This is a genomic window from Streptomyces sp. LZ34 (assembly GCF_053890475.1).
Genome location: NZ_CM132680.1, coordinates 4,999,929 through 5,011,926 on the forward strand (window position 1 = coordinate 4,999,929; position 11,998 = coordinate 5,011,926).

An 11,998-nucleotide genomic window follows, 5' to 3' on the forward strand; every position below is an offset into this window, starting at 1 on the left:
GTGGGGCCGGGCGCATGCGGTCGGGCGCATGGCGCCGGGAACAGGACCTAGGCCCTGTCTCCCCGATCTCTGCGGGCCCGCGACGCCTGGCACGCACGCTCGCCGCGTTGTCGGGCTCGCCCGAGTAGGCCCACTACGAGGGCGACCCTCCGCCTTGCGATCGCACGCGCCCCCAGCTACCGCTGGGAGGTGCCCCCTGACGCCGCAGGCTGATCCACAGAGATCGGGGAGACAGGGCCTAGGCGCTCAGCAGCCGCCGTACCGCCTCGGCCACCGCCGGACGGTCCTCGTCCAGCCAGTCGACCTCGTCCACGCGGTCGGGCGGGAGCCAGCGCAGTTCGTCGTGGTCCTCCAGCGGGCGCGGCTCGCCGGAGCACAGCTCCGCGGTCCACACCTGGAGGACGTACCCGGGCTTCAGGGCCCACTCGCCGGGCAGCCGCTCCAGCGGCCGCACCTCGACTCCGAGCTCCTCGCGCAGTTCGCGCACGAGGGCCTGCTGCGGCGTCTCCCCGGGCTCGGCCTTGCCGCCGGGCAGCTCCCAGCGGCCCGCGAGCTCGGGTGGGGCGCTGCGCCGCGCGGCCAGCAGCCTCCCCTGGTCGAACACCGCTCCGCCCACCACCACGCGCACCGTCATGCGCCGCACCCTACGGGAGTCCCTCAGGGTGTGGCGCGGGCGGTGGAAGGAGGCGCTGGAGAGGGGGCCTGGGCCATTGCCGGGCTCAGGCCCGGTGGGCGGCCGGGCAGCGGAGCCCGGCCGGGGGTCGCTCAGCGGGTCTGGCGGGCCGCGGTCCGCTCGACGACGTAGAGCTGCTCCTTGCTCTGCGAGTCGAGCCGGTCGGCCACTTCCTGGGCCTCGGTCTTGGTGGCGTAACGGCCGACGCGATAGCGATTGCCGTTGTCGTCCTGGCGGATGACGAGCCATGGCAGGACGGCATTGCTGTCACTCATCGGTCCGCCCCCTCCAATCTGGCACGCCCCCGCGCGCGCCTCCGTGACTCCGGTAAGGAATTCCCGATCCGCATATGCCCGAGCCTACGCCCAACCTTCACGCACCGGATACGCCTTCTCACAACGAGGTAATCATCCGGCCACGCCGCCGGTCATCGGCGGCGTGGCCGGTCGAGGTGTCGCCCCGCCAGGGCGGCACCTCGTCCGGCCCGCACCATGTCAGACGCCCGCGGCCGCCTTCTCGCGCCGGTCGTCGCCCGCCTCGCCCGCGGCCTCAGCGGCGGCCTCGGCCTCGGCGGCGGCGGTCAGCTCCTGCTCGGCCTGCACCAGGCTCGGGTTGCGCCAGGCACTGCGCACGCCCCAGGTGTAGAAGAGCAGACCGATCACGGCCACGATCAGCAGGTCCCAGCCCTCGGGCAGATAGCCGCGGCCGCCGTACTCCTCACCGCCGGCCCACGAGACCACCGCCATGACCAGCAGGTACGACACCATCCAGGCGCCCGCCAGCAGGTGCGGCTTCAGCTCGGCCCACGGCTTGCGCAGCTCGTACCAGGCCCAGATCGGCAGACCGATCGCCATGATGAAGATGACCTTGCCGGTGAGCGGCCAACGGGCCCAGTACAGAACGAGCGAGCCGAAGACCATCGCGATCGGCGCGATGATCGGCATCGCGCGCAGCTTCACCGGGCGCGGCAGGTCCGGGGAGAGGCGGCGCAGCGACATCACGGCGACCGGGCCGGTGATGTACGAGATGACCGTCGCGACGGAGACGATCTCGGCGAGCGAGCCCCAGCCTCGGAAGACCGCGAGGAACGCGAAGGCGATGACCAGGTTGAGCAGCAGCGCCGGGCGCGGGATGCCGGTCTTGGGGTCGACCCGGCCGAAGACCTTCGGCAGGTGACCGTTCTCCTGCACACCGTGGATCATGCGGGAGGTGGTGGCCGCGTAGATCATGCCGGTGCCGGACGGGGAGATGAAGGCGTCCGCGTACAGCAGCAGCGCCAGCCAGTTCAGGCCCCAGGCCGTGGACAGGTCGGCGAGCGGGGAGTTGAAGGACAGGCCCGACCAGCCGCCGTGCGACAGGTCGGCGGCCGGGACCGCGCCCAGGAAGGCCACCTGGAGGGCGACGTAGATCACCAGCGAGATGACGATGGAGCTGATGACGGCCTTGGGCAGGGACTTGCCGGGGTTGCGTGCCTCGCCCGCCATGTTGAGCGGGGACTGGAAACCGTTGTAGGCCCAGACGATGCCGGAGACCGCGACGGCGGTGAACACCGAGCTCCAGCCGTTGGGGGTGAAGCCGCCGTTGTCGCTGTAGTTGCCGGAGTCGAAGTGGGCCAGCAGCAGGGCGCCCGCGGTCAGCGTGGGGACGACCACCTTGAAGACGGTGATCGCGGTGTTGGTCTTCGCGAAGAGAGTGATCGCGAACCAGTTGAGGAAGAAGTAGAAGACCAGCAGGACGGAGGCGAGGACGACACCGCTGCCGGTCAGCTCCTTCCCGTCGTACAGCTGCTTCGCCCAGCCGAAGTCCCAGGAGCTCATGTACTGGATGGAGGCGGTGGCCTCACCCGGGATCACCGAGACGATGGCGATCCAGTTGGCCCAGGCGGCCAGATAGCCGGCGAGCGAGCCGTGCGAGTACTGCCCGTACCGGACCATGCCGCCGGCCTTGGGGAACATCGAGCCGAGCTCGGAGTAGGTCAGCGCGATGGTCAGTGCCACCGCGGCACCGATCACCCAGGCGAGAATTGCGGCGGGGCCGGCCAGTGACGCGGCTCGTTCGGCACCGAAGAGCCAGCCGGAGCCAATGATGGAACCGAGGCCGACCGCGGTGAGCGACACCGTTCCGAGCGACCTTTTGTAATGCGAGTGGGAACCTTGTTCAGTGCTCAACGTCCCTGACACTCCCTTCGTCCCCAATAGCTGTACCTGATGCAAACCGGCGTCATCGTACAAGCGAATTGAAGGGGTGCCTCACGGGTTTGAGCTGAGTTTGAGGTCCGGCTCTCACAGATGCACTCTGGGGCGCATCAACGCAGGTCAATCGCTGGTAAAATCCATGAGAAGCATAAGTCAAGACGCGCCTGCCGGGCCCTTCGCTGAATCTTTACGGACCGGGCACGGGACTTATTAATCCCGCCCGTAATCGCCTGCAACTCACCGAGGAAGCGACGACTCTTCCTCAATGTTCGTGCACAGATACCGCGAATGGGCCCAGATGGCTGAGTGACGCGAGTTGAGCACGATGTGCCGCTTTTCATGCAGCGGCCACGGATCTCAAATCTACCTCAAATTCCATCGAGCTCAAATTCAGCTCAAATCTATTTGTTATGACCGGAGTTGAGGAACGGTCGGCACCGGCATCAGCACCGGCTCGGCGGCGGGCGCCTTACGGCACACATCGCCGCACTCCGCGTCCAGGGAGCAGCACAGCGAGCAGATAGGTCCGGCCTGCACCGGGCAGTCCGCGATATCCGGCAACTCGTACGCGGTCTCGCAGACCGCGCAGGTGTGGGTGGCGGTGACATCCGGCACCTCGACGGCCGGGCCGTTCACCCGGTTCTCGCGGGCCAGGTAGTACTTGCCCTTGGTGAGCCAGGCCAGCAGCGGACTGAGCAGCAGCGCCAGGCCGCAGGCGATGAAGGTCGAGAACGCCTCGGCCACCTCGCCGAACAGGCCGAAGAAGGCGAGGATCGACACCGTCGAGGCGGTCACCATCGCGCCGAACCCGGCCGGGTTCACGGCGTACAGATACGCGCGCTTGAACTCGATGTACTTCGGACTCAGCCCCAAGGGCTTGTTGATGACCAAGTCAGCAGTAACCGCAGCGATCCAGGCAATGCCGACATTCGAGTAGAAGCCGAGCAGCTTGTTGAGCGCCGCGAACATGTTCATCTCCATGAGCGCGAGCGCGATGGCGAGGTTGAGGAAGATGTACCAGACCCGGCCGGGGTGGCGGTGGGTGACACGGGAGAAGAAGTTCGACCAGGACAGCGAGCCGCTGTAGGCGTTGGTCACATTGATCTTGATCTGGGAGACCACCACGAAGACCGCGGCGGCGGGCAGCGCGACCGAGCCCAGCCACGGCTTCAGCGCCTCGATCTGCGGAGCGATCGGCTCCAGCGCATGCGTCTTGCCGACCGCGCCCAGCGCCACGAAGGCCAGGAACGCGCCGCCGATCTGCTTGGCCGCGCCGATGATCACCCACCCGGGTCCGGCGGCGAGCACGGCCAGGTTCCAGCGGCGCTTGTTCTCCTCGGTCTTCGCCGGCATGAAGCGCAGATAGTCCGCCTGCTCGCCGATCTGCGCGATGAGGGACAGCGCCACGCCCGTACCGAGCCCATAGCCGATCCAGTCGAAGCCGGAGCCCGCGCCCTCCGTGCCCCCGAAGGAGGCGAACGAGCCCCAGGCGTCCGGGGCCTCGAAGGCGAGCACCACGAAGGGCAGCACCAGCCCGATCAGCCAGATGGGCTGGGTCCACGCCTGCACCTTGGCCAGCGCGCCCATCCCGCGGAACACGATCGGGATGACGATGAGGGTGGTGAGGAGATAGCCGATGGGCAGCGGGATATGGAGGGCCTGGTGCATGGCCTGCGCCATGATCGAGCCCTCCAGGGCGAAGAAGATGAAGGTGAAGCTGGCGTAGATCAGCGAGGTCAGCGTCGAGCCGAAGTAGCCGAAGCCGGCGCCCCGGGTGATCAGATCCATGTCCAGGCCGTACTTGGCGCAGGCCCGGGCGATCGGGATGCCGGTCAGAAAGATGATCGTCGCGGCGGTGAGGATCGAGGCCAGACCGCTGGTGAAGCCGTAGGTGAAGACGATGGACGCGCCGATGGCGAAGTCGGCGAGATAGGCGATGCCGCCGAGGGCGGTCGAGGCGACCATGGTCGGTGACCAGCGGCGGTAGGAGTGCGGGGCGTAGCGCAGCGAGTAGTCCTCGCGGCTCTCGTCGGCGGCGAGCCGGGCGTAGCTCCGGCGGGGCGCCCGCGCCGGAGCTACGGGGGTGACCGTGTCCGCGTCCGTCATGGCGTCCGTCATGGCATCTGTCATGGCGACTTCCTGTCGTTCGGCCCGTGACCAGTACGAACGAGGAAGGTAGGAGCCGGAGGTGACGGCGTGCCGCGATGCGGCGTTTCCGGTCCGTTACGGGAGGCGGGGGGCTGTTAACTCCGCGTCAAACCGCCCCGGACCGCCCCGGACCGCCCGGACACGCCCGGACCGCCCCGGACCGCCCCGGACCGCCCGGACACGCCCGGACCGCCCGGACCGCCCGGCCCACCCCGGTCAGCGCACCGGGAGGTGGTAGGCGACGCGGTACCGCTCGGCCAGCACCACCACATCGGCCGTCTCGACGGGGCGGCCGCCCGCGAAGTACGTGCGCGAGATGACGAGTACGGAGTGGCCCGGCACCCCGCCCAGCGTCAGCACCTCCTCCGCCCGGCCGGGCCGCGCGGAGACCTCCTCCGTCACGTTGTCCACCACGAGGTCGATCGCGGCCATCCGCTCGACCACGCCGCGCCCTGCCAGCGGCCCCTCCTCGGGCAGCATCACGGGCGAGCGGCCGGTGATGGCGAGCGGCTCCCAGGAGGTGGAGATCATCACCGCCTCCCCCGCGGCCCGGAACACATACCGGGTGCGCATGACGCGCTCGCCGGGCCCGATGCCCAGCCGCTCGGCGGTCTCGCGCCCGGCCTCCTCCCGCTCGCTGCCGGACTCCCAGGTGCCGATGATCCGGTCGTCGGCCTGCTCCTGGCGGAACGGGTCGGACTTGCCACCGGCGCGGAAGCCGGTGCGGATCAGGCGGCGGGGGACGGGGAGCGCGCGGACATAGGTGCCCGAGCCGGAGCGGCCCTCGACCAGCCCCTCGGCCATCAGCACCTTGCGCGCCTCGAGGGCCACGGTGTCGGAGACCCCGTACTCCTCACGGATCCGGGCCTGGGAGGGGAGGCGGGTATGCGGTGGCAGCTCGCCGGTGGTGATCTTCTTCCGGAGGTCGTCGGCGACTCGGAGATATGCGGGCTGGTCACCAAAGGCCACGAGCGCTCCCAGTGGTTGACAGTCGGCAACAGCTTCGCAACGGAGGGTTGTCATGCGCAACTGAAGGCCAGAGCTTCACCAGAAGTGGTGAACTGCAGCTCAGAGACGTTTACTTCGACAACGACGCATAAGGCCGGTATCAATGGCGATCAACGCCCGAGCATCGCCGCAACGCCGCCGTGCATCGCCGTTCAGCGCCGTACACCAGCCCGCCCCCCCAGGAGCCCGCCGTGCGCACTCGCCCCTCCCCGCGGCCGCTGCCCGCCGCCCTCGCCCTGCTGCTGTGCGCCGCCTGCACCGGCGGCGCGGGGGCCAAGGACGCCGCCGACGACGTCCCCGGGGCGCGGCCCGGCGCCGCCGGAGTCGGCGACCCGCTCTTCCCGAAGCTCGGCAACGGCGGCTACGACGTGTCCCGTTACCGCCTCACTCTCGACTACGCCCCCGACTCCCACCGCCTCAAGGGCACCGCCGAACTCACAGCCCGCACCACCCACGCCCTGACCTCCTTCCACCTGGACCTCGCCGGACTGCGGGTGCACGAGGCCACGGTCGACGGCCGGCCCGCGAAGACCGTGCGCACCGGCACGGAGCTGACGCTCACCCCCGCCGCCGCCCTCCCCAAGGGCCGTACGTTCAAGGCCACGATCGTCTACGACGGCGAGCCCAAGACCCTCTCGGACCCGGACGGCTCGGAAGAGGGCTGGATCAGGTCGGCAGACGGCGCCGTGGGCGTCGGCGAGCCCACCGGCTCCATGGCCTGGTTCCCGGGGAACCACCACCCCTCCGACAAGGCCGCGTACGACATCACCATCACCGTCCCCCAGGGCTACACCGCCGTGTCCAACGGCGAGTTGACGCTCCGGAGCGAACACGGCGACCACACCACCTTCCGCTGGCACACCGGCGAGCCCATGGCGAGCTATCTGGCCACCGTCGCCGTCGACGACTTCGACATCCACACCACGACCACCGACGGCACACTCCCTCAGTACGTCGCCGTCGACCCCGAGCTGGCCGACCGGGCCGCCGATGTCCCCGACCAGGTCACCGAGGTCATCGACTGGGAGACCCGGACCTTCGGCCCGTACCCCTTCTCCTCCACCGGCGCGATCGTCGCCGACCTGCCCGACCTCGGATACGCCCTGGAGACCCAGACCAAGCCGCTCTACCCGTCCCCGCCCAGCGAGCCGCTGCTCGTGCACGAGCTCGCCCACCAGTGGTTCGGCAACTCCGTGACGCCCCGGACCTGGAAGGACATGTGGCTCAACGAAGGGTTCGCCACCTACACCGAATGGCTGTGGGAGGAAGGCCATGACGAGGACGGCCGCACCGCCCAGGAGATCTTCGACGACTTCTACGACGGCACGGACGACGAGAGCGAGGGCATCTGGGACTTCCCGCCCGCCGACCCGCCCAGCGCCGGCCGGGTCTCGGACCCGCCCGTCTACGGGCGCGGGGCGATGGTGCTGCACAAGGTGCGCGAGGCCGTCGGCGACAAGACCTTCTTCGCCATCCTGCGCGCCTGGACCCGGGACCACCGCCACGGCAACGCCGATACCGCGCAGTTCATCGCGCTGTGTGAGAAGAAGTCGGGCAAGGACCTCCAGGACCTCTTCGACGTCTGGCTCTACGGAGACGGCAAGCCGAAGAAGCCATGACGTGATCACCCCGCTGGTCCGTCACCGCCCTGGTGCCCGTTCCGGCTCGGCCTGGAGACCGTCCTGGCCGGGATCGAGGCCCAGCTCGGCCCGTAGCGACCCGCCGCGGCGGGCCCATCTCCGGCCGCCCCGGGCCCCGGGGTGCCCGCCCCCGGTGCCGGGATGGCCAGGACACGGTCCCTCAGGACCGGGAGCTCCGCCCGGAGCGCCGCGACCGCGTCCGTCTCGACCTCCGCGGTGAGGACCTCCTCGTCCGCCCCCGCCTCGGCGAGCACCGTGCCCCATGGATCGACCACCAGGCTGCCGCCCGCCTGCTCCATGCCGCCGTGGGTCCCCGCGGCGCAGCAGGCCAGGACGATCGCCTGCTCCTCGACCGCGCGGGCGCGCACCAGGATCCGCCACTGCTCGCGCCGCTGGGCCGGCCATGCGGCGGGCACGACCAGGATCTCGGTCCCGGCGTCGACCAGTGCCCGGAACAGCTCGGGAAACCGCAGGTCGTAGCAGGTGGCAAGGCCCAGCTCGCCCAGGTCGGTGGGGACCGTCACGACCTCCCGCCCCGCGGCCATCCAGGCGGCCTCACCGGTGTCGAAGCCATAGCGGTGGATCTTGCGGTACGTGCGGCGCAGCACCCCCGTCCGGTCGAAGACCAGCGCGGTGTTGTAGAGCGCACCGCCGCCGTCGCGCTCCACCACCGTCCCGCGTGCAACCACACGGCCGCGGACCTCGCCGCCGCCGACATGGCGCGCAGGGTCGGCCCGTCGATGCTGATGGGCTCGGCGCCCGCCTGCCAGTCGTCGTAGGCCCAGGCCCCGGTCGTCCAGAGCTCGGGCAGCACCACGAGATCGTCGCCGGCCCGGCCGCGGACCAGTGCGGCGGCGCGTGCCCGGCAGTCTTCGGCGGATTCCGTGTCCGAGACCGAGAGCTGGACCAGAGAGGCGCGCACGAGTCGCCCCCTTTCGAGGACCGTCCCGCCGGTTCAAGGGGACGGTGACATGAACGACATTCTCCCAGCCTGCCTGCCGGGCCGCAGCCTCGCGCCCCCGAGGGGCGGCGTCATGCGGTTGTGGCCGACGAGGTCGTAGCCCTTGGCGACTACCGCACGAGAGCGAGGACAAGAGCCGCGACAGCCAGCCCCAGATATCCCACAGGAAACGCGATGTTGTGGAAGACGCGCAGGCGCACGTGCGCGCCGACGGCACCGACGAAGAACAGCACGAGCCCCGCCGCGGCGGCGACCCCGATGAACCGGACCCCCAGAAGCCCCAGCAGCAGCCCGGCGGCCCCAGCGGCCTTGAGCGCGGCGAGCCAGGGGATCCAGGCCCGCGGAACGCCCACCTCCGCCGAGTTCGCGAGCACGAACTCCGCCTTCGCCAGGTCCGTCGCCGCGATCCCGGCATTCGCCACGATCGCGACGACGGTAACGACCGCGTACACAGTGAACACTCGCACCCCTCCCTCTCCCTGTTCCTCTCCCTGTTCCTCTCCCTGTCGACAAGCCTCGTCAGGGCTCGGAGCGCCGTCCAATACCTGCGTCCATAACCTGGCGGCATGGATATCGACACGCGGTTGCTGCGGTACTTCGTCGCCGTGGCGGAGGAAGGGAACCTCACCCATGCCGCGCAGCGGCTGTTCGTCTCGCAGCCCGCGCTGACCAAGCAGATCAAGCAGTTGGAGGCCCAGCTCGAAGCGACCCTGTTCACGCGCTCCCGGTCCGGCATGACCCTCACCGAACCGGGTCGGGCCCTGGCCGAGCGGGCCCCCGCCCTGCTGGCCGAGTGGGACGGAATGCTGCGCGAGACGAAGGCCGCCGCGAGCCGCGCGGCTCGCGTGCTGCGCGTCGGCTTCCTGGCCAGCGGAGCCAACGAGGCGACCCAACCCATCGTCGCCGAGTTCTCCCGCCGCCGACCGGGCCGGCGCGCCCAGATGCGGCAGTCCTCCTGGTCCGACCCGTCAGCGGGCCTCGCCGACGGAGAGGCCGACGTCGCCCTGGTGCGCCTGCCCTTCCCCGGCCAGGACGCCCTGCGCGTAGCGGTCCTGTTCACCGAAGCCCGCTGCGTCGCGCTCGCCGCGACGCACCCTTTGGCCGCCCGCGACGTCATCCCCTTCCGAGACCTCTGGGACGAACCCTTCGTGGCGGCCCCGGCCGAATCGGGCCCGTGGCGCGACTACTGGCTGGCCGCCGACGAACGCGAGAACCACCCGGTCCGCATCGGCGCCGTCACCGACCAGCCCGACGACTGGCTCAGCGCGATCGCCAACGGCTACGGCATCGCCCTCGCCCCCGAATCCGCCGCCCGCTTCTACGCCCGCCCCGGCGTCGTCTACCGCCCCGTCACCGGAGTCAGCCCCAGCCAGGTCGCCGTCGCCTGGACCCCGGCCGACGACGCCAACCCGATCGTCCAGGACTTCGTCAACTGCTGCCTGGAACTGGGATCCCGCGACTGTACGGTCCTGAAAAGTTTTAGATCCGCTTAACGGCGCTCCGGCACCTTTGGTCCCTGTCCAAGAGCCCGCGGGTGCGCCGTTTCCCCCGTGCGTTCCCCTCGGGGCGACAAGGGGAGTGAGGACAATGCGGGAGCAGACCAGACGTTCCGTGCTGCGCTCGGCGGCGGCGGTCGGTACCGGGATCGGTATCTCGGCCACCGGGACCGCCGGGGCGGCAGAGGCCCAGGCAGCGGGCGCGGCGCAGCACCGGCTGAGCCAGGAGGCCACCTGTCCGCCGCCGCTCGGCCCCATGCGGGTCGGCAGCGAAGATCACCGCTACTACGAGCTGGTGCGTCGCGGCACCAACGCGCGCTACACCGGATCGCCCGATCAGGTGCGCGTCGTGGGCAGCACCGAGCACGTGGAGGAGGCGGTGCGGGACGCGGTACGCGGTGGCCTGCGCGTCGCGGTGCGCAGCGGCGGACACTGCTTCGAGGATTTTGTCGACAATCCCGAGGTCCGGATGGTCATCGACATGTCCGGAATGACGGCTGTCTACTTCGACCCGGAGCACAACGCCTTCGCGGTCGAGACGGGCGCCACACTCGGGGAGGTGTACCGCAGGCTGTACCTGGGCTGGGGCGTGACCATCCCCGGCGGCTGGTGTCCCTCGGTGGGCGCGGGCGGCCACGTGCAGGGCGGCGGCTTCGGCACGCTGAGCAGGCTGCACGGCCTCACCGTCGACCACCTGTACGGGGTCGAGGTCGTCACCGTGGACGGCGGCGGGCGGGTGCGCACGGTCGTGGCCACCCGCGAGGACGGCGACCGGCACCGGGATCTGTGGTGGGCGCACACCGGAGGCGGCGGCGGCAACTTCGGGGTGGTGACCCGCTACTGGTTCCGCTCCCCCGGCGCCGGCGGCTCGGACCCGGCACGGCTGCTGCCGAGGCCGCCACGGCACGTGCTGACGTTCAGGGCAGCATGGCGCTGGCAGGACTTGGACCAGGCGGCATTCACCCGGCTGATGGAGAACCACGGCGCCTGGGTCGAGGCCAACAGCGATGCCGGCTCGCCCGCCGCCGCGCTGCACTCCGACCTCCTCCTCATGCCGGCCCTGCTGGGCGCCCCCTACATCATGGGCCAGGTCTCCGCGGAGTCGAACGCCGAGCGGCTGATGCGCGACCACCTCGACGCGATCAGCGCGGGCACCGCGGCCTACTCGCTCACCCAGCTGAGGAAGGAAGTGCCCTGGCTGCGGGCCGCGCAGATCGGCACTGGGGAGGGCCTGACCCGCAGCCATACGAAGATGAAGTCGGCCTACGCGAAGAAGACGCTCAGCCGCGACCAGATCAAGGTGGCGTTCTCGCACATGACCGAGACCGACACGAGCCGCATACCGGGCGTGATGACGCTGTCGACGTACGGCGGCAGGGTGGGAGACGTCGCCCCGGACGCCACCGCGTACGCCCACCGGGGGACCCGCTTCAAGATCGGGTACGTGACGGCCTGGGCCAGCCCCTCGGACGCCGACGTGTTCGAGGCGGGCGTCAGGAACTTCTACCGGGCGATGTACGCCGACACGGGCGGTGTCCCCGTTCCGGATGAGATCAACGACGGGGCGTACATCAACTACCCCGACGCCGACCTGCGGAACCCTGCCTGGAACACCTCGGACACGCCGTGGCACTACCTGTATTACAAGGACAACTACCGGCGTCTGCAGCGGGTGAAGGCTCGGTACGATCCCACGAACGCCTTCCGCCACAGCCTTTCCATCGAGCCGGCCTGAACCGGCCGGCGCGGCTCCTCGCGCGAGAGTTGAAACTTCAATTAAACATTGAAGCGGAACGTCGGGAACAGCGCAGTCACCTGCGGAAACGGCAAATCCGGCCGGACCATCCAGCGCCGATCCAGCAACAAGCATGGAATCG

Annotated in this window: 9 protein-coding genes and 1 pseudogene; 3 read left to right on the forward strand and 7 right to left on the reverse strand. The window is 70.0% G+C overall.

Annotated features, from left to right (window positions below; translation table 11 throughout):
- Nucleotides 1-238: 238 nt before the first annotated feature.
- From ACWY4P_RS19720 to ACWY4P_RS19740, 5 genes are all read right to left on the reverse strand, one after another.
- A complete protein-coding gene (locus ACWY4P_RS19720) occupies nucleotides 239-634 on the reverse strand; it encodes a (deoxy)nucleoside triphosphate pyrophosphohydrolase (protein WP_456211862.1) in 396 nt (131 codons plus the stop codon).
- A 131-nt stretch (nucleotides 635-765) separates the two neighbouring features.
- The gene (locus ACWY4P_RS19725; protein ID WP_456211863.1) at nucleotides 766-948 is read right to left on the reverse strand and encodes an SPOR domain-containing protein; all 183 of its coding nucleotides are present in this window, start codon (nucleotides 946-948) and stop codon (nucleotides 766-768) included.
- A 219-nt stretch (nucleotides 949-1,167) separates the two neighbouring features.
- A complete protein-coding gene (locus tag ACWY4P_RS19730) occupies nucleotides 1,168-2,841 on the reverse strand; it encodes an APC family permease (protein WP_456211864.1) in 1,674 nt (557 codons plus the stop codon).
- Between the two features lie 435 nt (nucleotides 2,842-3,276).
- Nucleotides 3,277-4,998, reverse strand: coding sequence for a purine-cytosine permease family protein (locus ACWY4P_RS19735; RefSeq protein WP_456211865.1), 1,722 nt, complete (start codon nucleotides 4,996-4,998; stop codon nucleotides 3,277-3,279).
- A gap of 234 nt (nucleotides 4,999-5,232) precedes the next feature.
- Nucleotides 5,233-5,985, reverse strand: coding sequence for a GntR family transcriptional regulator (locus ACWY4P_RS19740; RefSeq protein WP_456211866.1), 753 nt, complete (start codon nucleotides 5,983-5,985; stop codon nucleotides 5,233-5,235).
- A gap of 230 nt (nucleotides 5,986-6,215) precedes the next feature.
- Between ACWY4P_RS19740 and ACWY4P_RS19745 the strand changes: the two genes are divergently transcribed.
- The gene (locus ACWY4P_RS19745) at nucleotides 6,216-7,643 is read left to right on the forward strand and encodes a M1 family metallopeptidase (protein ID WP_456211867.1); all 1,428 of its coding nucleotides are present in this window, start codon (nucleotides 6,216-6,218) and stop codon (nucleotides 7,641-7,643) included.
- 152 nt (nucleotides 7,644-7,795) lie between these two features.
- On the opposite strand, the pseudogene ACWY4P_RS19750 reads toward ACWY4P_RS19745, so the two are convergent.
- Together ACWY4P_RS19750 and ACWY4P_RS19755 are read right to left on the reverse strand one after the other, a co-directional pair.
- Nucleotides 7,796-8,586: pseudogene (locus tag ACWY4P_RS19750) on the reverse strand (nitrilase-related carbon-nitrogen hydrolase); the annotation flags it as partial.
- Nucleotides 8,587-8,735: 149 nt separating this feature from the next.
- Nucleotides 8,736-9,086, reverse strand: a complete 351-nt coding sequence (locus ACWY4P_RS19755) for a DoxX family protein (protein ID WP_456212980.1) — start codon at nucleotides 9,084-9,086, stop codon at nucleotides 8,736-8,738.
- Nucleotides 9,087-9,191: 105 nt separating this feature from the next.
- On the opposite strand from ACWY4P_RS19755, the gene ACWY4P_RS19760 reads away from it, so the two are divergent.
- Together ACWY4P_RS19760 and ACWY4P_RS19765 are read left to right on the forward strand one after the other, a co-directional pair.
- On the forward strand, nucleotides 9,192-10,118 hold the full coding sequence (locus ACWY4P_RS19760; RefSeq protein ID WP_456211868.1) for a LysR family transcriptional regulator: 927 nt from the start codon (nucleotides 9,192-9,194) through the stop codon (nucleotides 10,116-10,118).
- Nucleotides 10,119-10,212: 94 nt separating this feature from the next.
- Nucleotides 10,213-11,856, forward strand: coding sequence for an FAD-binding oxidoreductase (locus ACWY4P_RS19765; protein ID WP_456211869.1), 1,644 nt, complete (start codon nucleotides 10,213-10,215; stop codon nucleotides 11,854-11,856).
- Nucleotides 11,857-11,998: the final 142 nt, after the last annotated feature.

What these genes read in the sequence shown, in the direction of transcription:
- ACWY4P_RS19720 (WP_456211862.1), bottom strand. Translation starts at nt 634, where the DNA reads ATGACGGTGCGCGTGGTGGTGGGCGGAGCGGTGTTCGACCAGGGGAGG.
- ACWY4P_RS19725 (WP_456211863.1), bottom strand. Translation starts at nt 948, where the DNA reads ATGAGTGACAGCAATGCCGTCCTGCCATGGCTCGTCATCCGCCAGGAC.
- ACWY4P_RS19735 (WP_456211865.1), bottom strand. Translation starts at nt 4,998, where the DNA reads ATGACAGATGCCATGACGGACGCCATGACGGACGCGGACACGGTCACC.
- ACWY4P_RS19760 (WP_456211868.1), top strand. Translation starts at nt 9,192, where the DNA reads ATGGATATCGACACGCGGTTGCTGCGGTACTTCGTCGCCGTGGCGGAG.
- ACWY4P_RS19765 (WP_456211869.1), top strand. Translation starts at nt 10,213, where the DNA reads ATGCGGGAGCAGACCAGACGTTCCGTGCTGCGCTCGGCGGCGGCGGTC.